16 protein-coding genes are annotated in these 20,566 nt (G+C 69.1%); 10 read left to right on the top strand and 6 right to left on the bottom strand.

The features are described 5' to 3' along the window. The first annotated feature begins 22 nt into the window (after positions 1-22). The 4 genes from MBA17_RS43095 to MBA17_RS43080 all read left to right on the top strand — a co-directional run bounded on the left by MBA17_RS43095 (position 23) and on the right by MBA17_RS43080 (position 3,807). The gene (locus MBA17_RS43095) at positions 23-427 is read left to right on the top strand and encodes a nitroreductase family deazaflavin-dependent oxidoreductase (protein WP_238503732.1); all 405 of its coding nucleotides are present in this window, start codon (positions 23-25) and stop codon (positions 425-427) included. 77 nt (positions 428-504) lie between these two features. Further along, complete coding sequence (locus tag MBA17_RS43090; protein WP_238503731.1) at positions 505-1,518, top strand: serine hydrolase; 1,014 nt, start codon at positions 505-507, stop codon at positions 1,516-1,518. A gap of 197 nt (positions 1,519-1,715) precedes the next feature. Next, a complete protein-coding gene (gene bla / locus MBA17_RS43085) occupies positions 1,716-2,705 on the top strand; it encodes a class A beta-lactamase (RefSeq protein WP_238503730.1) in 990 nt (329 codons plus the stop codon). A gap of 202 nt (positions 2,706-2,907) precedes the next feature. After that, positions 2,908-3,807 carry a hypothetical protein gene (locus MBA17_RS43080; RefSeq protein ID WP_238503729.1) on the top strand — a complete coding sequence of 300 codons (900 nt, stop codon included), beginning with the start codon at positions 2,908-2,910 and terminating at the stop codon, positions 3,805-3,807. Positions 3,808-3,871: 64 nt separating this feature from the next. Here the strand turns inward: MBA17_RS43080 and MBA17_RS43075 are convergent, their stop codons facing one another. After that, on the bottom strand, positions 3,872-4,990 hold the full coding sequence (locus tag MBA17_RS43075) for an MBL fold metallo-hydrolase (protein WP_238503728.1): 1,119 nt from the start codon (positions 4,988-4,990) through the stop codon (positions 3,872-3,874). 412 nt (positions 4,991-5,402) lie between these two features. Between MBA17_RS43075 and MBA17_RS43070 the strand changes: the two genes are divergently transcribed. The 4 genes from MBA17_RS43070 (at position 5,403) to MBA17_RS43055 (ending at position 9,454) form a co-directional block, all read left to right on the top strand. Then, positions 5,403-5,672 carry a hypothetical protein gene (locus MBA17_RS43070; protein ID WP_238503726.1) on the top strand — a complete coding sequence of 90 codons (270 nt, stop codon included), beginning with the start codon at positions 5,403-5,405 and terminating at the stop codon, positions 5,670-5,672. Between the two features lie 100 nt (positions 5,673-5,772). Further along, positions 5,773-7,101 carry a UDP-glucose dehydrogenase family protein gene (locus MBA17_RS43065; protein ID WP_238503724.1) on the top strand — a complete coding sequence of 443 codons (1,329 nt, stop codon included), beginning with the start codon at positions 5,773-5,775 and terminating at the stop codon, positions 7,099-7,101. A 59-nt stretch (positions 7,102-7,160) separates the two neighbouring features. Then, the gene (locus MBA17_RS43060) at positions 7,161-7,523 is read left to right on the top strand and encodes a nucleoside triphosphate pyrophosphohydrolase family protein (RefSeq protein ID WP_238503723.1); all 363 of its coding nucleotides are present in this window, start codon (positions 7,161-7,163) and stop codon (positions 7,521-7,523) included. Between the two features lie 344 nt (positions 7,524-7,867). Further along, positions 7,868-9,454, top strand: coding sequence for a pentapeptide repeat-containing protein (locus MBA17_RS43055; RefSeq protein ID WP_238503722.1), 1,587 nt, complete (start codon positions 7,868-7,870; stop codon positions 9,452-9,454). A gap of 52 nt (positions 9,455-9,506) precedes the next feature. Here the strand turns inward: MBA17_RS43055 and MBA17_RS43050 are convergent, their stop codons facing one another. Both MBA17_RS43050 and MBA17_RS43045 read right to left on the bottom strand, forming a co-directional pair. After that, positions 9,507-11,852, bottom strand: a complete 2,346-nt coding sequence (locus MBA17_RS43050) for a HelD family protein (protein WP_238503721.1) — start codon at positions 11,850-11,852, stop codon at positions 9,507-9,509. A 214-nt stretch (positions 11,853-12,066) separates the two neighbouring features. Beyond that, positions 12,067-13,770, bottom strand: coding sequence for an ATP-binding protein (locus MBA17_RS43045; protein WP_238503720.1), 1,704 nt, complete (start codon positions 13,768-13,770; stop codon positions 12,067-12,069). Between the two features lie 139 nt (positions 13,771-13,909). On the opposite strand from MBA17_RS43045, the gene MBA17_RS43040 reads away from it, so the two are divergent. Together MBA17_RS43040 and MBA17_RS43035 are read left to right on the top strand one after the other, a co-directional pair. Further along, the gene (locus MBA17_RS43040; RefSeq protein ID WP_238503801.1) at positions 13,910-16,321 is read left to right on the top strand and encodes a WD40 repeat domain-containing protein; all 2,412 of its coding nucleotides are present in this window, start codon (positions 13,910-13,912) and stop codon (positions 16,319-16,321) included. A 176-nt stretch (positions 16,322-16,497) separates the two neighbouring features. Then, complete coding sequence (locus MBA17_RS43035) at positions 16,498-17,091, top strand: DUF305 domain-containing protein (protein WP_238503719.1); 594 nt, start codon at positions 16,498-16,500, stop codon at positions 17,089-17,091. On the opposite strand, the gene MBA17_RS43030 is transcribed toward MBA17_RS43035, so the two are convergent. The 3 genes from MBA17_RS43030 to glgA all read right to left on the bottom strand — a co-directional run bounded on the left by MBA17_RS43030 (position 17,081) and on the right by glgA (position 20,544). Next, on the bottom strand, positions 17,081-18,574 hold the full coding sequence (locus MBA17_RS43030) for an Nramp family divalent metal transporter (protein WP_238503718.1): 1,494 nt from the start codon (positions 18,572-18,574) through the stop codon (positions 17,081-17,083). The two genes, MBA17_RS43035 and MBA17_RS43030, sit on opposite strands and share 11 nt — an antisense overlap. Before the next feature lie 96 nt (positions 18,575-18,670). Beyond that, the gene (gene pgeF / locus MBA17_RS43025) at positions 18,671-19,378 is read right to left on the bottom strand and encodes a peptidoglycan editing factor PgeF (protein ID WP_238503717.1); all 708 of its coding nucleotides are present in this window, start codon (positions 19,376-19,378) and stop codon (positions 18,671-18,673) included. Continuing rightward, complete coding sequence (glgA, locus tag MBA17_RS43020; RefSeq protein WP_238503716.1) at positions 19,375-20,544, bottom strand: glycogen synthase; 1,170 nt, start codon at positions 20,542-20,544, stop codon at positions 19,375-19,377. Before glgA ends, pgeF begins: the two co-directional genes overlap by 4 nt. Positions 20,545-20,566 lie beyond the last annotated feature (22 nt).

Here is a 20,566-nt window from a genome sequence, read left to right as displayed (position 1 = left end):
CACGACCATGACGGGACCGCACATGCTATTCGGGGAAGAGCACGTCAAGCGATACCAGGAGACCGACGGCGAGGAGGGCCACGACTGGAACGGCACCGTCACGCTGATCCTCACCACCACCGGCCGCAAGACCGGCAAACGGCGCAACTCCCCGCTCATCTACCAGAAGTACGGCGACGACTACCTGGTCGTCGCGTCCAAGGGCGGCGACGACGCACCACCCCTGTGGTACCTCAACCTCACGGCCGACCCCGAGGTGCAGGTACAGGTCAAGGGCGACAGGTTCACGGCGAGGGCCCGTACGGCGACGCCGGAGGAGAAGGCCGACATGTGGCGGACCATGACCGCCGTCTGGCCCGACTATGACGACTACCAGCGGAAGACGGCCCGGGAGATCCCCGTGGTGGTGCTGGAACGCCAGTCCTGATATCTACCAGATCGCGAAGCATCACGTGATCTGGTAGTCATTTCCGAATGATGCGATTTAAACCGTTGGTAGCCGCCGTGGCAGCCGTACCTCTCGTCGCGGCGTGCGCGCCCGCGGCATCGGAGACCGAGGCGGCGGCCGCGCCTGGGAGCGGTCGGGTCGCCGAGGCGACCCCGACCCCGGCCGCCACCCCGGCCACCACCCCGGCCACCACATCGGCCACCCGTACAGCAGCGCGGCCGAAGCAGCCGAAGGTGCCGCCGGGCACCACCGCCGGTTACGTCGTCTTCGACCGCAAGACCGGAAAGATCACCTCGCATCGGAACTCCCACCGCCCGTTCAGATCGGCCTCGGTGGTCAAGATCTTGATGGCGATCGACTTCCTGGAGTCGAGGAAGTCGGTGACCCCGCAGGACCAGGCCCTGCTCAAGGTCATGCTGCGGGCCAGCGACGACAATGCGGCGACCACCCTGTGGCAGCGCGGCGGCCAGAAGCAGATCATCCAGCGGATGGCCCGCAAGCTGCAGCTCGCCGACACCACCCCGCCGCCCGAGTACAAGCCGGGCTTCTGGGGTTACACCGCGATCAGCGCCTCCGACATCACCCGGACCTACCGCTACCTGCTCGACCGGGCCGACCCCAAGGTCAGCGGTCTCATCCTCGGCCACCTGCGCAAGGCGGCCAAGTGCGGCACCGACGGGTTCGACCAGTCCTTCGGCATCCCGGACGCGGTCCCCCGGCCGTGGGCGGTGAAGCAGGGCTGGTCGGGCTTCGGCACCACGCCTCCCGTCCCGTGCGCCCGCGCCTCCACCACCTCGGTGACCGCCTCCACCACCTCGGTGACCGCCTCCACCACCTCGGTGACCGAGCGGGCCGCCCGCCCCGCCGCGTCGGTGCCCGAACAAGCCGCCCTGCCGGTGGTGCCCGACCTGGGCCGTCCCGTACTCCACACGACGGGGCTGGTCGGCACGGGCGACCGGCTGATCATCGTGCTGCTCACCGCCCACCCGGCCGGCGCGAGCTGGCAGGAATCGGTGAAGCGCACCACCACCCTGGCCAAGGGCCTCTACCTGTACAGCCGCCCGAACTAGATCCCGCCCCGACGCCCCGGCGTTCGCGGCGGGCGGACGGGGGCGCGCCGGCCGGACGTCGAGGCACGGTCGGCGGCGTGTCTGAACTGTGTTCATACGTGAATCGATATCGATCTCTTCCCAATATCCTTATTGGACACCGATCGATCCGCTCTGCTTTGCTCCTGCCCTCTGACGGACGAGAGCAAGGACGTCGCATGACCCACCGCAATCCCCGCCGCTTCCCGACCGCGCTGAAGGCGACCGCGTTGACGGTCGCCCTTCTGGCGGGCGGCGCCGTCTACGGCGGGAGCACCGCCTCGGCCTCGGCCCCGCCGGCAGCGGTGCGCGGGCAGGCGGTCCTCGGCGATCTGCGGGCGCCGTCGACCGGCGAGGCCGCCACCCGGCGGGCGCTACGCGCGCTGGAGGCATCCCACAAGGGACGTATCGGCGGATACGCCATCGACCTGGCCACCGGGAAGACGGTGGCCTACCGGTCGGGCGAGCTCTTCCCGATGCTGTCCACCTTCAAGGCGATGGCCGCCGCCGCCGTGCTGCACAAGGCCCGCACCTCCGACCCGGGACTGATGGAGCGAGTCGTCCGCTGGACGGCCGCGGAGGTGAAGCCGGGCTCCCCGATCACCGAGAACCACGTGGCGGACGGGCTGACCGTCGCCCAGCTGTGCAAGGCGGCCATCACCCGCAGCGACAACACCGCCGGCAACATGCTGCTGAAGCAGCTCGGCGGCCCCGCGGGGCTGACCCGGTACCTCCGCACCCTGAAGGACCCGATCTCCCGCCTGGACCGCTGGGAGACCGAGCTCAACGACTGGACCCCCAAGGAGAGGCGGGACACCACCACTCCCAGGGCGATGGCCCGCGACCTCAGCAAGGTCACGGCCGGTGACGCGCTGAACCCGAAGGACCGGGCGACGCTGAACGGCTGGCTGCGCGCGAGCGAGACCGGCGACGCGCGCATCCGCGCCGGCCTGCCCAAGTCCTGGACCATCGGCGACAAGACCGGCACCGGCAGCGCGTACGGCGTCGCCAACGACATCGCCGTCATCTGGCCCGACAAGGCCGCCGCCCCGATCATCATGTCGATCTACACCAACCGCCGGGCCGCCGACGGCGTCTACGACGACAAGGTCATCGCCGACACCGCCACCATTCTCGCCCGCGGCCTGGGCAGGCTGCCGAAGAACTGACCGTGAACCGGTGACCCGGGCGGCCACACCGGCCCCGAAGACACCGGCCAGAATCACGAACCCCCCTCGTCACCTGGGCGAAGGCCGGCGAAACCGCCGGCCTTCGCCGTGAGTGGCCAGGAACGGACAGTCATCTTGTCAGGCCGCGAACATCGGCAGAGAGTCAGGGGCGTCAGGCACGATCCAGCCCAAAGGAGGAGCAATGAACAGTTCCGTCAACGGGGATCGCAGGGGTACGAAGCCGATGGTCCGGCGTCTGTTATCGGCTGTTCTCGGGATGGTCGCCGTGGCGTTCCTCGTCGCGCCGCCCGCCACCGCGCTGGCGCTGCCGACGCCGAAGGCGTTCGTGTCGAACCTCGACCTGGAGTGCTTCAAGACCAACACGTACCAGCCGCCGGCCACCACGCTCACGCTGCGGCACCTCAACCCGGTGCTCGCCAACCTGCCCGTCGAGCAGGTCAACCTCGGCCCCCGGGAGCAGTTGTGCGTCCCGGTCGCGAAGAACAACGTGCAGCCGCCGACGCCGGCCCTCGACTTCATCAAGTACGTCGACCTGTCGTGCTACCGGATCACCGGGACCTCGGCGAACACGTCGCTCGTGCTCAACCACCTCAACCCGGTGCTCCAGGACCTGCCGCGCAAGCAGGTCGCCGTGAACGTGCCGCAGCACCTGTGCGTCCCGGTCGCGAAGAACAACGTGATCCCGCCCACGGAGGTGCTGTCGCTCGTCTCGCACATCGACCTCAAGTGCTACGGGATCACCCCGAACACCTCGATGAACCGGCAGCTGAGCCTCAGGCAGCTCAACCCGGTCCTGGTCGGGAAGATCCCCACACAGTCCGCGCAGGTCACCTTCTCCCGCCAGCTCTGCGTGCCCGTGCAGAAGGCCGGCGACGTCATTCCGGCCGACGTGCTGAACATCGTGCGGTGGATAGACCTTGAGAAGTACGACATCGTCGCGCCGGCCATCACACCCGTGACCCTCTCCCTGAGGCACCTCAACCCGGTGCTCGGGAATCTTCCGGCCGAGACCGTGACGCTCACCGGAGCGAACCAGCTCGCCGTCCCGGTCGCGAAGAACGGCCAGACCCCGCCCGGCTGACCCCGGTCACCAGGCGCCTGTGCCGGTCGGCGGCCCGACGGCGGCCGACCGGCACAGGTGGGGCTCAGGCGGGGGCCAGGGTCTGCCACCAGCCGTCGACCGGAGGCGGGTCGTCCACGTCGATCCGCTCCCCCGGCCTGGGTACGGCCAGCCGTACGCCCCGGTCCTTCGACTCGCGCCACAGCCGGTCGACCGGGTCCCGCCAGGAGTGGTAGGAGAGCGAGAAGGTGCCCCAGTGCACCGGCAGGAACACCCCGCCGCGCAGGTCGAGGTGGGCGGTGACGGCGTCCTCCGGGCTCATGTGGATGTCGGGCCAGGCGGGGCTGTACGCACCGATCTGGATCAACGTCAGGTCGAAGGGCCCGTGCGCGGCGCCGATCGCCGCGTAGCCGTCGAAGTAGCCGGAGTCACCCGTGTAGAACACCCGCCGCCGCTGTCCGGCGACGACCCAGGAGCTCCACAGGGTCGGGTTGCGCGCCAGGGAACGTCCGGAGAAGTGCCGCGCGGCCGTCGCGACGAACCGCAGGCCCGCGATGACGGCCTCCTCCTCCCAGTCGAGCTCGACGATCCGCGCGGACGGCACGCCCCACTTCTCCAGGTGGGCGCCGATGCCCAGCGGCACCAGGAACGGCACCGCCCGGGTGCGGGTGAGCTCCCGGATCGTGGCCATGTCGAGGTGGTCGTAGTGGTCATGGGAGATCACCACCGCGTCGAGGTGCGGGAGCCGGTCCATCGGCAGCGGCATCGGATGCAGCCGGCGCGGCCCGACCAGCGGGACGGGCGAGCAACGGTCGCTCCACACCGGGTCGAACAGCACCCGGCGTCCCTCGATCTCCACCAGTGCGGTCGCGTGCCCGAACCAGGTGACCTGAAGTCCCTCCGCCGCCGGGCCGCCGGAGCGCGGGGTCACGACCGGCACGGGTACGGCGGGCTTGCGCGTCTGCTTGCCGAAGAGCAGTTCCCGCAGGACCTTCGCCCGCGTTCCCGGCGGCACCACGTCGGCCGGCACCGTGTTGCGGAAAGCGGTCCCGCCGAACTGGGGCGACCGCCGGACCCGTAACGCCCGCTCACCCGAGGGCGCCGCGCCGAGCGAGGCCCTGATGTCCCGTGCCACCCACGCCCCGGCCGCCGCGGCGGCGACCGCGGCCCCCGCCAGGAGCGCGTACGACCCTTTTCTCGCCATTAGGCCCCCTGATGTCGATATATCGCGAATATGGCTAACCACATCCTGCCTAACCAACGCCTCACTGGCGCACGAGCGGTGGCCCAGCGGGCCGAATACCGCGCTGGACGGCAGGTAGGAGGGCATATCCGCACCCCCAGGAGGGCACGGACCGAACGTAGGACGAACCCGTGCAACGCGTTCGCCACATGCGGGGACTGGACCGATGGAAACGCGACGTCATCACCAGCAGCACCACCGACCGCGACGACGGCGGATGGCGTCGCACGATGCGGCTCCAGGACCTCGCCGAGACGTCGTGGGCGGTCTGCGAGTCCACGGACGGCGCCGCACATTGCGAGGTGGTTCAGGGCGGCCACCGGAATCTGTGGGACGAGGTCCAGGCCGCCTACACGGGTGGGTCAAGGCGGGCATGCCCGGACGGGACCGGTTCGGGATGCCGCTGCTGCCAGAAGCGAAGGCGTTGCTGGTGATCGGGCTGCATGCGGACCGGCGCGAGGTCCAGGCCAGGGCCAGAGCGCAAGGGATGAAGGTCTTCTTCGTGGACCCGGAAGGGCTGTGGGAGAACGGCGTCTTCAAGGCATACCCGATCGAGGGTGCTCGCAACGGCGACACCGTGGTCCGGCAGGCCGCCATCCCCGCGCTGGAGCGGCTGTGCGGCCTTCTGCGGCTCCAGGTCTGATCGGTTTTCCAGCATGCCGGGGAACCACCCCCGGGGCGCGGTAGCTTTCTGGGGCGCACGCCTCTGTGCGTCCCAGAAACCACAACGAACAGGATCTACGATGCGTGTTTCCGTGATCGGTTGCGGCCACCTCGGCGCCCCCCACGCCGCGGCGATGGCCGAACTCGGCCACGAGGTGATCGGCGTCGAGCTGGATGCCGAGAAGTGCCGGGCTCTGGGGGCGGGAAAGCCGCCCTTCTACGAAGCCAGCTTCGAGGAACTGCTGGTCAAGCACACCGGTTCCGGGCGGCTCCGCTTCACCACCGACATGCGGGAGGCTGCGGACTTCGCCGACCTGCACTTCGTGTCGGTTGGTACGCCACTACGTAAGGACGGCAACGGCTACGACGTGGCCCAGGTGATCGGCGCCGTACGGTCGCTCGTCCCGCTGCTGTCCAGGCCCGCCACAATCGTCGGGAAGAGCACGGTCACGGTCGGCACCGTCGCACGTCTCCAGGAGATCATCGACACCGACGCGCAGGTCCCGGGTGTGGACCTGGTGTGGAACCCGGAGTTCCTGCGTGAGGGCCACGCCGTGCAGGACTCGCTGTTCCCCGACCGGATCGTGGCCGGCCTGACGTCCCCCCAGGCTCGCGCCGCGATTGAAGAGGTGTACGCGCCGATCCTCGCCCGCGGGGACGTGGCGTTGATCGTCACGGACCCGCCCACGGCAGAGGTTCTGAAGTCGGCCGCGAACGCGTTCCTCACCACCAAGATTTCGTTCATCAACGCGATGGCCCAGGTGTGCGACATCGCCGGCGCCGATGTGAACGCCGTGGCGTACGGCATCGGCATCGACCCGCGGATCGGGCACGGCGGGATGCGGCCGGGCATCGGCTACGGCGGTGGGTGCCTGCCCAAGGACGTGGCCGCGTTCACGCACCGCGTCGGCGAGTTGGGCGCGCAGGAAGCGCACCAGCTGCTGTCGGCCGTCGAGGCGGTCAACGCCGGCCGTGCCCCGGCGGCGGTCACGCTGATCGAAAAGGCGCACGGCAGCCCGATCAGCGGTCGCACCATCGCGCTCCTCGGCGCCGCCTTCAAGGCCGGGACCAGCGACGTGCGTGACTCTCCCGCCCTGCGTCTGGCGGGGCTACTGGTGGAGCGCGGCGCGCGGCCGGTCATCTACGATCCCGAAGCGCTCGCCGCCGCCCGCATGCTGCACCCTGAGTTGGCATACGCCGAGACTGTCGAGCAGGCCGTCACGGGTGCGGATCTGGTCGTGCTGGCCACGGAGTGGCCGGAGTTCACCTCTGACCCCAAGCTCCCCATCGCGGCCGCCGATCTGGTGGCCAGCAGGGTGCTGGTGGATGTGCGCAACGCCGTCGAGTCGGACGCGTGGGTCGCCGCCGGGTGGGAGGTGTGGCAGCTCGGCCGCCCACCCCGGCGCTAGCAAGTGATCAAAGCTCCCAGCGGTCTCGTTGGGTATTCCTCACAGATCGGAGAGTCGGCATGGACGACATGCTGTGGACGAAGGTCAGGGAACTACGCGGCAGGGACGAGCGGCGCAGCGGCGCCCCCGGCCCGGCCCTGGAACTTCTACTGGTGGCCAAGGTCACCGAGGAAGCCAACGAGGCCGCTGAGCTGTACCGGCGGCTGAAGGGCTGGGGCACCGACGGGACCGCCACGGCGACGCTGCCCCAGGTCCGGGACGAGCTGTGCGCGGCCATCATGGCGGGCATGGTGGCCCTGGACAGGATCTCGCCGGACGGTGACGCCGGCGAGTGGTGGCAGCGGTACCTGGACTACGGATACCAGCGGGCCAAAACAGAGAACTCCCCACACCAGCCGGACGCCACCCGTCACGATATGTGATCAGGAAGCTCGACGTCGACCCGGCTCTGTGGCCCCTCCAGACCCGCAACCTCATCGTGGAACCAAGCAGCACCGGCCGGGAGTGGGCGGTCATCACCGCCCAGCAGCACCGGTCAGCTGTCGACTCGGTAGTGGACTGGGGTGCAGGTCGAGGCGCGGCTCCGCTGACACACTGCTCGCTCTATCTGCGGTAACGATCAAGCAGGAGCGGCTGATACGACAGTGTGCGTATCCTCTCCCGGTTCCGCCGGCCGCCGCTCTCCACCTGGTTCGATCGCCGGAAACGCGCCGAGGACATCCCTCTACCCGCGTTGCGAGCACCGCGCCCGGCTACATGGTGGATTTTGCCGGCGGCCGTCCTGGTGGCCGCCGGCGTGGCCGGCAGCCTGTGGTGGCTCCTGGCCACCATGCCCCCGGCTGCCCCGGACGCCACGAACACCTACAACGAGACCCTCCGCACCGCACTGGCCGCTGGCGCGGGCGTCGGCGCAGCCATCACCCTGATGCTCGCGTTCCGTCGGCAACGCCACCAGGAACTCACCGCGCTCCGCACCGACCACGACGCCACCGAACGCCGCGTCACCGAACTCTTCACCAAGGCCGTCGAGCAGCTCGGCAACGATAAGGCGCCCGTCCGGCTGGGCGGGCTCTACTCTCTCGAACGGCTTGCCCAGGACAATCCTGACCATCGGCAGACCATCGTCAACGTCATCTGTGCCTATCTGCGTATGCCTTACGCCCCTCCCCCCGGGGAAAGCGGCCAAGACGAGAGGCCGTCAGTACCGCGTATCACCATCGCCGGAGCGTCCAAGCTCTCCTCAGGACATGGCTCGCACGAGGAGAGACAGGTCCGCCTCACCGCCCAGCGCATCCTCCAAGAACACTTGCGAGACGATCGACCGCCCGAGGAACGCGAGTCCGTCCCAACGGGGAATCCCTTCTGGCCAGGCAAGAGTCTCGATCTCACTGGTGCCACGCTGATCAACATCAACTTCACAGGATGCCGCTTCGTCACCGTGGACTGCTCAGGCGCGACGTTCAATGGGCCCGCCGGATTCGGGGGGGCGACCTTCAACGGGACCGCCAGGTTCGGAGAGGTGACCTTCAACGGGACCGCCGCGTTCGAAGGCGTTACCTTCAACGGGCTCGCCGCGTTCGGGGAGGCGACCTTCAACGGGTCCGCCGGGTTCGGGGGGACGACCTTCAGCGAACGCGTCTGGTTCGAGGGGACGACCTTCAACGGGTCCGGCTGGTTCGGGGGGGCGACCTTCAACGGGCCCGGCTGGTTCGGGGAGGCGACCTTCAACGGGCCCGCCGGATTCGGGAAGGCGACCTTCAACGAGAGCGCCGGGTTCAGGAAGGCGACCTTCAACGAGAGCGCCAGGTTCAGGAAGGCGAACTTCAACGGGCCCGCCTGGTTCGGGGAGGCGAACTTCAACGGGCCCGCCGGATTCGGGAAGGCGACCTTCAGCGAAAGCGCCACGTTTATCCAAGCGACCTTCAGCAAGAGCGCCTGGTTCGGGGCGGTGACCTTCAGTGAACGCGTCAGGTTCAGGAAGGCGACCTTCAACGGGCCCGCCGGGTTCGAGGAAGCGACATTCAACGGGCCCGCCGGGTTCGAGGAGGCGAACTTCAACGGGCCCGCCGGGTTCGAGGAGGCGAACTTCAACGGGCCCGCTGCGTTCGAGGAGGCAACCTTCAGCAAGCGCGCCAGGTTCACGAAGGCGACCTTCAACGAGAGCGCCGGGTTCACGAAGGCGACCTTTAAACGCATCGACTTCAATCAGGCGCACGCCGCCTATGAGATTGAGCATGCATGGCCTGCGGGCTGGTGTGTACGGGTAGAGCCGGATGGCGTCGGCCGCTTGGAGCATATGCCTGACCAGGGTGCCCCTGAGGCCGGTGAACAGGCATCCCCTGGCGGCGGCTAGGCGCGCCGGTTGCGTTCCCCGACAACGAGCAGCCCAGGGGGCCAGGTCACCGTCACCGGGCGAGGTTGGCGAGCATGTCGGGTAGTTCCGCTTCGTGCACTACGGCAAGGCGCCTGGTGGCCCGGGTGATCGCCACGTAGAGATCGTGACCTCCCTTGGGCGACTGGGCGAGGATCTCGTCAGGAGCCACGACCACGACGGCGTCGAACTCCAGGCCCTTGGACTGGGTCACGGTGAGCACCACCACCGGCGCCTCGAGATCGACCTCGGCGGACCCGGTATGACGCGCGTCAGGAACGATGACGGCCAGCCGCCCTTCGCCGATCGCGGCGAGCTCGGACTCCACCACGTCCGCGAACCCGAGTGACGTCTGCCGGATGGCGCGAGGCGGAGTCCCGCCGGTGCGGACCGACTCCGGGGGTACCTGGTCAGGAGCCACGGCGCGCAGGACGTCGGCGGCCACGTCCATGATCTCGGCCGGGGTCCGATAATTGATCATCAGTCGCTCCTCGCGCCAGCGGTCTCCGGCATAGGGAGTCAGCACCTCTTCCCAGGTGCGGGCGCCCGCCGCCGATCCCGTCTGGGCGATGTCGCCGACCACGGTCAGTGAGCGGGTCGGGATGCGCCGCATGACCGAACGCCAGGCCATCGCCGACAGTTCCTGGGCCTCATCGACGATCACGTGACCGTAGACCCACGTCCGGTCGGCGGCTGCGCGCTGGGCGATGGTCAGTGCCGGGCCGCGGTCGTGGTGGCGTTCGGCCAGGGTGCCGACGTCCAGCAGGTCGCCGAGCCTCGCCCCGGCCTCGTCCAGGATTTCGAAGTCGTCGCTGTAGGTCAGCACGTCCTGGGCGTAGGCCCGTTCGTCGCGCCGTTCGGCGGCGTTGGCCCGATCCCGTTCCTCATCGCCGGTCAGGTCGGCGCCGAGCAGCTCGGCGGCCTCGTCGAGCAGCGGCACGTCACCCACCGTCCACGGCGCACCCGGCGGACGCAGCAGCTCCCCGGTCTCACCGGCATCCAGACCCGCCGAGAGCATCGCCTCCCAGTCGGCCAGCAGTTCGCCGACCAGTCGCTCCGGGGTGAGGATCGGCCACAGCTCGTCCACCGCCTGCCGTACCGTCGGCTGCTGCCACAGCACCCGGCACGCCTCCCGCAGCGTCTCCTCCTCGTCGACCCGCATCTCCTCCTCGTCGGGCGGCAGCTCCAGCCATGAGTCGCCGCCGTCGGGCAGCGTCACCCCCAGCTCCTCCTCATCCATCAGCCGCTCGTACTGCTCGGCCTCGGCGGTGGCCAGCGCCCGCAGCATGTCGAGCACGAACACGTGCCGGGCCTCGTTGTGCGGGCTGCGCAGCGCACGGGCGCGGTCGCGGGCGATGACGCAGGTGTCGTGGTCTACGCGGAGCGTCGACCAGTCGACCACGACTTCCTTGCCGCCGCGCACCGACGTCCGAGCGGCGATCTTGACCTCGAGGTCCCCTTCGGGGACCCGCTGCCGATCTCGTACGGCTCCCGCCAGCACCTCGGCCATCCGCAGGTCACCCTTGATCACAGCCTGAGACGGGCCATCCGCCGCCGTCGCCGCGATGCCCGGATAGAGCCGCCCGAGTGTGGTCCTCACCACATCGCTCTCGCCGAGGGAGGGCAGCACCTGCTCGATGTAGCGGGAGAACAGGTCGTTGGGCCCGATGATGAGGACACCCCTGCGCTCCAGGACGTCCCTGTGCGTGTAGAGCAGGTAGGCGGCGCGGTGCAGCGCGGCAACCGTCTTACCGGTGCCGGGACCGCCCTGGACCACGAGGGTCCCGTGCAGGCCCGAGCGGATCACGCGGTCCTGCTCGATCTGGATGGTGGCCACCACCTCGCTCATCTTGCCGGTCCGCGCCCGGCGCAGCGTCGCCAGAAGCGCGGCCTCCCCGACCAGCGACCGGCGGTCGGCGTCGCTCATCCGATCGAGGTCGAACACCTCGTCGTCGACGCCGACCACGGTCCGGTTGCGGGTGTGCAGGTGGCGGCGCCGTACCAGCGAACCCGGGTTGCCGGGGGTGGCGGTGTAGAACGGGCGGGAGGCCGGGGCCCGCCAGTCGATCAGGACCGGCTCGCCGTCGCCGTCGCGCAACCCGATCCTGCCGATGTAGAGGGTCTCGCCGCCGGAGTCGTCGATCCGGCCGAAGCACAGGCCGTGCTCCACCCCGTTGAGTTGGGCGAGGCGCCTGGCGTACTCGCCGGAGAACATCTCCCGCTCGACCATGCCCCGAGCGGTGCCGACACCGGGACTGCGGTGCGCCTCCCCCAGAGACGTCTCGGCCCGCTCACGCGCCTCGTCGAGGTGGCAGTACAGCATGGTGATGTAGGACTGCTCGGCTTCGATCTGAGGGCTTGACACTTGACGACTCGACATGGCCTTGGTATGCTCCTTTTACTGGGAGTTCTGTCCGCTTTCCGCGTCATAGCGTTAAGATAACGAGTATAGACCGTCCCACATGCCGATGCACCGGCCGGCCGTACAGCCCACTGGCTCCGGTTGAACACCTCGCGACTCCAGCGTTCACCTGTTGTAAGGACGTCGCCGCGCCGTACCGATCCTGCTCGCATCTGCACAGTCGGCCGGACGATCACGGATATGGCGGAGGCACCGGGTCGGTCTCACCCAGCAGTTCGAGGATCATCGAGCGTTGCACCTGGTAAACGTGCCGCTCGTAGCGGCTCAGGCCAGGGCCCTCCTCGCGCAAGAAGTCGACGAAGGTCGAGTGATAGACGGAGTACAGCGGCTCCTGGTGCTCAGCACTCCAGCGGACGTTGAGGAACTGGCGCCATTCTCCGACGACGTGGCGGGCGATCGTCTCATCGACGCCATCGGGCGTGAAGTTGGTCCACGACCCGATTGGGACGGGCTCGCGCATGACCGCGAGACAGCGGAGCGCGGTCTCGTAATGGCCGGCGAGGGTCGAGGGCCATCGGTCCTTCATGACCTGCCAGTGCATCCGGTAGTAGGCGCGCAGGCCGATCGGGAGATTCCGTGGGTCGCCGAGGGCCTCGGGACTCAGTTTGCCGGTACGGATGTCGTCCAGGACGTGGACGACGTAGAGGAAGTTGCCTTCGCTGTGCAGCGTGAGGATCTCAGCCAGTTCGGCGGGAGTCGTCTGCCAGGGAACCGGCTCGCCGGGTGTACTCAGGCGGGCCCGGACGTATTGGGCGATGTCGTGGAGGTTCTCCGCTGAGTCGTCGGCGAGGTGGAGATCGTGGCGGTGGTCGACGACGAGGAAGTCATCGGCGAGTTCCCGGCTGGTCGCGATGACATACGTGTGCGGGGGAAGGACTCTGGGCAGGTGGAGCCTGTTGCCGCCGTGCTCCGGGTCCTCCGCCTCATCGAGCGCGTCGATGGCGATGACCAGGGGATTTTCCTCGTCCGCCGACGCAGCGGCGAGCCGGAGCACCCGTGACAGGTGGGCGCTTGAGGGTGTCTCCGTGAGCAGTGCGTGTGACAGGCCGTGTCGCGCGACGAGCTGGGCGCAGACGCCGACGTAGAACTCCACCGGCGAGGTCGTCCCCTCGCTGCGGCTGTTGAAGTGGTGGATGTAGCCGCGCTGGGCGACCAGGTACGCCAGGAGAGAGGTCTTCCCGATGCCCGGCTCGCCGGTGATGATCACGTAACCGGAGTCGAGGCCGGCGAGTGCGTGGTCGATTCGGGTGATGAACTGCGTTCTGCCGACGAAGTGGCGGGAACGCTCCGCGATGAGCGTGCCGAATCCGGACGGGGAGTGGCCGGGTCCCCGCGCGTGCTCTTCGATGGCCCGCAGCAGCGCCAGGGTCTCGTCGATCCTGCCCAGCATGGGCTCAAGGCGCGTGAGCGCCGCGACGGAGCGCGCGCTGAGCTCGAAGATCCTGCTGAAATGGGCGTAGGCGGCAAAGGGGGCGAGTTCGCCACCGGCCATCGCGTCCCTGGCGACCCCGTCGGTGATCCAGAACGTGAGCGCGTCGGCGAGCTGTGAGCGGTCCAAGGGGAACGCGTCAAGTTCCGTGGTGGTGTCGATCAGGGCGTGCACCAGATCGCCGACCTCCAGGAAGTCGGTTCCGTCGCCTATTTCCGCACGGTGTTCGCGGATTATCTTGGCCACTTCTTTCCGCTGGCCGGTGGTGAGCCCTTCGCCTGCGGTATCGACGGCCTTCTCGATGGCGGAGTTGACGATCCGGCGGAATGCACGTTCCTGGCCGCCGCCGAGAATCCTGCGGCCGGTGCTCCGGGCCAGAGCATCGCCGGATTTGGCGGTGAGCCATCCCAGCAGAGCGTCGAGAAGGTCGAGCGATCCGAAGATCATGAAAACCTCGTGCAAGGGGGAAACGGCGGCGGGTCGAGAGCCCTTGGGTTAGTCTCAATTCTATTAGGTGCGAGGACATTTATTCGCTGAAAAGGGAACGATGCGCCATCCCGCGAGCCTAGGAATCGCGTTGCGTGAAGTGATGTACCACGCGGCGCGCGTCGGAGACGGGGAAACGCTCTACAGGTTCGCCCGATCGGTTCGTTACTGGGCCGTGCGACTCGGTCTTCCCGACCCGGGCCGGCTCGACGCCGACTGGCGGCTCGTCGAGGGGCCGGACGTCGAGGCGTTGTCGGCGGTGATCCGCCAGTATCACCACCTGCTGGCCGTACCGGATCAGCCCTGGCAGTGGCGGGCCCGTGCCATCCTGCTCTACGCCGGAGGGCGCCCGGGACTGGAGGAGATCGTAGCGGACGGCGCGGCGGCGCTGAAGGCGCCGTGGCTGCGGAGTGTAGGGGAGATACCGTCCAGCTCGACGGTCAGCCCTGTATCGACCGCCTCCTTGGGCAGGGCGAAGTACCGGCGTTTCGTCGCCCTGCCGGACGGAGAGCGGGTCGTGGCGCTGCATCTGGGCGGGACCGTCTCGATGCACGATCTGTCGGCCAGGGAGACCACGACCCTGCAGGTGCCGCGCGAGGTCACGTTCAGGGACCTGGCCGCCAGCCCGGACGGCCGCTGGGTGGCCGTACTCGGCGCAGAGACGCTCGACTTCTATCGGCCGGCGGAGGAGGGTTGTTCAACCGTCGCAGTGGACTACGGGCAGTTGCGGTGTGTCGCGGCCTCCCCCGACGGGACGCGGTGCGTGGCGGCGGGAACCCAGGTGCACTTCTACGACGAGAACGGGGTGAGGCTCCGCCTGCGCCGGCCGTTCTCCCGCTTCGTCGCGGACCTGCTCTTCGGCCGGGGCGACATGATCGGGACGAGCATCACCTCCCTCCACCCGCCGCCCGCCCTGGCTCTCGCAGCGTCCTGTGCCTTTCTTTCCCATGTGCTTTTCGGCTTTTCCTTCAGCAGCAGCGTGATGGTTTACCTTGCCGTTGTGGTGGCTCTTTTCGCGGTCGCCGTGACGCGCGCGTATGGCATCGTGCGGCGCCGCAGGAGCCTGTCCGACCCGGGCGTCGCCTTCGCCTCGGCTTGTTTCTCCCCTGATGGACGGACCTTGGCCACCGCCGACTCCAAAGGACGGGTCCAGCTCTGGTCCGTAGAGCGCGGCAGCCTCCTGAAGACCCTTTCCGGAGTGGTCGAGCCGCACCTCTCCGCGATGACCTTCGACCCGTGCGGGACGTGGCTCGCCCTGGTCGACTGGAACGGCACGCTATCGATCTGGGACCTCGTCTCCGGGCAGCACCAGGTGTTCCACGCGGACGGAGAGGCGTTGCCGTTCACCTTCGTCTCCTGCGCTCCGCAGGGCGACCTGCTCGCCTACGGGGCGGGGAACCTGGTCAACCTCCGGAGGCTGACCAGAGGCGAGGATGGCACGCTCCGTGTCACGCGGGCCCCGAGCCTCGTCCTGTCGTCCACACCGCGTGCCGTCGAGTTCGTGGAGGGCGGGGCCCTGCTCATGGTCGTCTGCCTGGAAGGCGGCAGCGTCCGGTTCTGGGACCGGGAGGCCCTGCTCGCCCGGGAACCCACGAGTAGCGGCGCCCAGACTGTGCGCGACGTGTGTTTCTCCCCCGACGGCACGTGGCTGGCACTCGCCGCCGAACCCGGGGAGGTTTTCGTCCGAAGAGCCGACGGTGCGGAACAGGCTCGCCTTCCGGCGGACGTTGACGCGCTCACCTGCCTGGCCATGGCCCGCGATGGCACGTGGTTCGCCAGCGGAGGGAGCAATGGCGCCGTACGGCTGTGGGACCCCCGGGGGAGACCGGTACGCCTTCTCTCCGGCGAGCCCGCCGAAGACTTCGGGACGGTCGACATGCAGATCACCGATGACGGCCGCATCGTCGTCGGCTGCACTGACGGCACGGTCCGGATCTGGAGCGCGTCGGGAAGATTCGAAGGCGGGTTCCCCGTACCGACCTCCGCAAAGGACAGATCAAGCAGCCTGCCCGACTTTGCCCGTGTCCGCTTGGTGGACGGCGGCGAGGCCTTCGCGGTGGCGGGGACCGACGGCGTTGTCCACATCGTCGACTCCTCGACGTTGCGGGTGCTCGACCAACTCCGCCCGGGGCCGCCTCACTCCCCGGACGTCGACGGACCGGACGACCATGTCGTGAGCCTGTCGGCATCCCCGGACGGACGCCTGCTGGCGGCCGGGCGCTGGAACGGCGGGATAACGTGCTGGCACCGAGACGCCGCGGACGCCGCCCTCATCCTCCCGGCCCAGGACGGTCACGTGTCCGGCATGGCCTTCTCGCCGGACTGCCGACTGCTCGCGAGCCTGGCCGATGAGACCCTTCAGGTGTGGGATGTGCGCACCGGCTCCAGCGTGTTGTCCGTTCCGGTCGAGGGCAGCCTGGCGAGGTGCGCATGGTCGCCGGACGGGCGGCGGATCGCGTGCGCCGGCCGCAATGGTTTCCATCTGTTCGAGCTACGGGGCTTTGAGCCCTAGACGCGCCGGGGTTCTGAGAAGGCTTGATCGCGATCGCCGTATCGTCGTCACGTCCAGCTCATAGGTGATCAGGATGGTCGGGTGCCGCGTGAACGTCGCCACCCCTCCGACGCAGACGCGATGAACCTTGGAGCGCGTCCTGTCGTACCTGTGATGGGCAACGGACGGGAGAGACCATGCATCAGCGTCTTCTCGCGGCGGCAGGCGTCGCGTTGATCGGCTTGCTCAGCGCCTGTGCCGCCGCGGCGGAGGACGGCCCGCCGACCGCCGTCTCCGCCGCGCCGGCGGAGATCACCGCGCCGGCGGAGGCCACCGCGCACAACGGCGCCGACATCCGGTTCTCGCGTGAGATGATCCCGCACCACCTGCAGATGATCGAGCTCGCCGAACTCGTGGAGAGCCGCACCACCGACCCGTTCGTCGTGGAGACGGCCGAGAAGGTCACGGCCGGGGCGAACGAGGAACTCGACCAGATGACCGGCTGGTTGAAGCTGTGGAACGTCCCGCCGCCCACCGCCGAGGCCCACGAAGGGCACAGCATGCCGGGAATGCTGACGCCCGGGGAGATCGCCATGCTGGAGAAGTCCTCGGGCGCCACCTTCGACCGGCTCTGGCTCCGCCTGGTCTCCCGTCACCTGGGGCACGGCGTCGAGATGGCCGAACGCGCCCTGGCCACCGGCCGCCACACGCCGACCACGATGCTCGCCGGGAAAGTCGTCACCGCGGAACGCGAGGAGATCGAGCAGATCGGCGAACACCTCAGAAAGTGATCAGCGGTTCTCCCACGAGGTCGGCGATGAAGTTGACGAAGAAGAAGCCGAAGAACAGGAAGTTCAGCACCAGGACCAGGTAGTGCCACCAGCGGGGGCGCGCGGCCTTCGGCAGCCGGCTGTTCAGGTAGATGAGCAGGAACGGGTAGATCAGCGCGCCCAGGTTCGACATGTTGGCCGACCACTGGACCAGGCTCACCGGCAGCGCGAAGTGCAGGATGACCGCGATGACGATCAGCAGGCCGATCATGAACGGGTAGTAGAACCTGCGCGGGTCGCCCTCGATGAGCCTGCGGAGCCGGGGGCTGGTGGAGTGCGCGGCGTCGGTCGCCACCCTGACCATCGCCTCGAAGATGCCGAGCTGGGTCGAGAAGAGGATCAGTACGCCGAGGATCAGGGCGACGTAGAACATCCCCCTGCCGTACTCCTGGTTCAGCGCGCCGGCCACGAAGGTCGGCACGTTGGCCTGGGTGGGTTTGGTGCCCGTGATCTCCACCGCGCGGGCCATCAGGATCGTGGGCAGCAGCATGCCGAGCATCGCGCCGACGAAGAAGACTCCCCACATGTCGACCAGCAGCAGGCGGTACCACCGCTTCCACAGCCCGGCGTTGCGCGCGTCGTCGGGGAAGGTCACGCCGCTGGCCAGGATCTCCTTGCGCTCCCCGCGCAGGCCCGAGAGGAACCCCACCCGGTGGCCCATGCCGTAGCCCTTGTCCCGGTAGTGGCCCATGACGTACCAGTTGAGGCCGGAGGCGAGCGCGGTGAAGCCGGCCAGGCCGCCGAGCTGGGTCGCGGTGATGCCCGCGGGCGGCGCGGCGGGGGTGACGAAGCCGAGGATCGCGTCCCACCACTGGCCGAAGGGCACCACGAAGATGTCGATGACCAGCAGCGCGACCAGGATGGTGCCGACCATGACCCAGTTGGCCAGTTCGAGGGCGCGGCTGATCCGGCGGGCCGCCGCGGTGATCAGGAAGACGACGACGAGCAGCGCGATCGCCCACAGCCGGGGCTCCTCCGCGCCGGCGGGCGCGATCTCACCGTGGACCAGGGCGTAGAGGCCCTGTCCCGCCGAGGCCGCCCACCCGCCCGCAATGAACGCGAAGATCACGATGAAGACGGAGAGGGGCACCCAGAGCAGGTATCCCGGCGGCACCCGCCCCCACCCGACGACCGGGGCCTCCCCCGTCGCCATGACGTAGCGCGAGCACTCCACGTTGTAGAACGTCTGCAGCACGGCGGAGACCAGGATCACCCAGCCGACGCCGACGAAACCGTACTGCCCGACCGCCTGCGGGCCGAGCAGCCATTCGCCGCTGCCGATCGAGATGCCGAGCGCGATCAGGCTCGGCCCGACGGCGAACTTGAACAGCTCCTTGACGCCGATCCTGCGGACCTTGAAGACCTCCTCCGGTTCGGGAAGGTCGGCGATCACGAGTTCTGGGCGGCTGACTCCGAGTTGACGTGTCTTCGGGCCTTCGGCCATGCGGGGGCCTCCTGGGTCACACCCCCGAATGCACCGGTCTTTGATCCGAGCTTGATCCCAACAGGCCGCAAAGGCAAGAGTCAAATGTGATCGAAGTCACATCAGCCAGACGATCCCCGCCAGCCGGCCGGTCAGACGTTCGCGCCGGTGCGAGAACAGCGCGCCGGTCTCGATCGTGCAGCGGTCGTCGTGCCGTACGTCGCCGACCCCGGCCCTGGCGAGCTGCGCGGCGATCCCGGCCCGCAGATCGAGCGCCGGAGTGCCCCAGCTCGTCGTGGACCACGTCTCGGGCACCGCCCGCGCCGCGTCCTCCCGCATCTCCGCCGGCACCTCGTAGCACCGCCCGCACGCCGCCGGGCCGATCACCGCGGTCGCCGCCGCCAGGTCCGCGCCGCGCCGCGCCATCTCCTCCACCAGCGCCGTGGCCACCCCCGCCAGCGTGCCGGGACGGCCGGAGTGCGCGGCGCCGATCACCCCGTTCACCGGGTCGGCGACCAGCACGGGCGCGCAGTCGGCGGCCAGCACCGCGAGGCCCACCCCCGACCGGTCGGTCACGACTCCGTCGAGCGGCGGCGGGTCGTCCCCGAAGGGCTCGGTCACGTAGGCGACGTCCGCGCTGTGCACCTGCCTCAGGAACACCAGCCGCTGGACCCCCAGCTCGGCCGCCGTCTTGGCGCGGTTCTCCGCGACCGCCGCCGGATCGTCGCCGACGAGCCCGCCGAGGTTCCTGCTGTCGTACGGCGGAGCGCTGACCCCGCCGTGCCGGTCCGTGAAGACCATCCTGGCCCGGTCGATGGAGATCATTTCACCCGCCGGTAGAGGTCGGCGGTCCGCGTCGCGATCCGCTCCCAGGAGAAGTGCTCCACGGCCCTCGCGCGTCCCGCCTTGCCCATCGTGGCCGCGCGCCCGGGGTCGCCGAGGAGCTCGTTGATCCGCTCGGCCAGGTCGGCCGCGAACCCGGCCGGATCGTGCGGCGTGCCGTCCAGGGCCGCGTCGATCGGGACCAGCAGCCCGGTCGCGCCGTCGGCGACCACCTCGGGGATGCCGCCGGTCGCGGTGGCCACCACGGCCGTCTCGCAGGCCATCGCCTCCAGGTTGACGATGCCCATCGGCTCGTAGACCGAGGGGCAGACGAACACCGTGGCGTGCGACAGGATCTGGATCACCTCGCTGCGGGGCAGCATCTCCGAGATCCACACCACGCCCTCCCGGCCGAGGCCGTCGACCAGCGAGCTGACCTCGGCGGCGATCTCGGGCGTGTCCGGGGCGCCGGCGCACAGCACGAGCTGGGCGGCGGGGTCGAGGTCACGGGCGGCGTGCAGGAGGTGGACCAGGCCCTTCTGCCGGGTGATCCGCCCGACGAAGACGGCGTACGGCCGGGCGGGATCGATGCCGTGCTTGACGAGGATGCCGGTGCCGTGGTCGGGGGCGTACTCGGCGGTGTCGATGCCGTTGTGGATCACCGTCACCTTTTCGGGGGAAATTTCGGGATATGTCGCTAGGACGTCTCTTCGCATTCCCTCCGACACCGCCACCACCGCGTCCGCCGCCAGCAGCGCCGTGCGCTCCGCCCAGCTCGACAGCGTGTAACCGCCGCCGAGTTGCTCCGCCTTCCAGGGCCGCAGCGGCTCCAGGCTGTGCGTGGTGACCACGTGCGCCGCGCCGTACAACATCTTCGCCACGTGCCCGGCGAAGTTGGCGTACCAGGTGTGGCTGTGGACCACGTCGGCCCCCTGGCACGCGGCGGCCATCTCCAGGTCGACCCCGAGCACCTGCAACGCGGGATTCGCCGTCGCCAGCTTCGCCGGCACCCGGTACGCGTCCACGCCCGCCTCCGGCCGCGCCGCCCCGAAACACCGCACCCGCACGTCGGCCAGTGCTCTCAGTTCCCGCGCGAGGTACTCGACATGCACTCCCGCACCGCCGTACACCTCGGGCGGATACTCCCGGCTAAGCAGATCCACTCGCATACCCGAACCCTAACCGTCTCCC

The organism is Dolomitihabitans soli (assembly GCF_022213955.1).
Lineage (GTDB): Bacteria > Actinomycetota > Actinomycetes > Streptosporangiales > Streptosporangiaceae > Streptosporangium_A > Streptosporangium_A soli.
This window is presented reverse-complemented; position numbering and strand designations above follow the sequence as displayed.

Bases quoted from the DNA above. Each gene is read 5' to 3' on its own strand.
- MBA17_RS43070 (WP_238503726.1), top strand. From the start codon at position 5,403: ATGCCCGGACGGGACCGGTTCGGGATGCCGCTGCTGCCAGAAGCGAAG.
- glgA (WP_238503716.1), bottom strand. From the start codon at position 20,544: ATGCGAGTGGATCTGCTTAGCCGGGAGTATCCGCCCGAGGTGTACGGC.
- MBA17_RS43080 (WP_238503729.1), top strand. From the start codon at position 2,908: ATGAACAGTTCCGTCAACGGGGATCGCAGGGGTACGAAGCCGATGGTC.
- MBA17_RS43030 (WP_238503718.1), bottom strand. From the start codon at position 18,574: ATGGCCGAAGGCCCGAAGACACGTCAACTCGGAGTCAGCCGCCCAGAA.
- MBA17_RS43050 (WP_238503721.1), bottom strand. From the start codon at position 11,852: ATGTCGAGTCGTCAAGTGTCAAGCCCTCAGATCGAAGCCGAGCAGTCC.
- MBA17_RS43035 (WP_238503719.1), top strand. From the start codon at position 16,498: ATGCATCAGCGTCTTCTCGCGGCGGCAGGCGTCGCGTTGATCGGCTTG.
- MBA17_RS43075 (WP_238503728.1), bottom strand. From the start codon at position 4,990: ATGGCGAGAAAAGGGTCGTACGCGCTCCTGGCGGGGGCCGCGGTCGCC.
- bla (WP_238503730.1), top strand. From the start codon at position 1,716: ATGACCCACCGCAATCCCCGCCGCTTCCCGACCGCGCTGAAGGCGACC.
- MBA17_RS43045 (WP_238503720.1), bottom strand. From the start codon at position 13,770: ATGATCTTCGGATCGCTCGACCTTCTCGACGCTCTGCTGGGATGGCTC.
- pgeF (WP_238503717.1), bottom strand. From the start codon at position 19,378: ATGATCTCCATCGACCGGGCCAGGATGGTCTTCACGGACCGGCACGGC.
- MBA17_RS43095 (WP_238503732.1), top strand. From the start codon at position 23: ATGCTATTCGGGGAAGAGCACGTCAAGCGATACCAGGAGACCGACGGC.
- MBA17_RS43060 (WP_238503723.1), top strand. From the start codon at position 7,161: ATGGACGACATGCTGTGGACGAAGGTCAGGGAACTACGCGGCAGGGAC.
- MBA17_RS43065 (WP_238503724.1), top strand. From the start codon at position 5,773: ATGCGTGTTTCCGTGATCGGTTGCGGCCACCTCGGCGCCCCCCACGCC.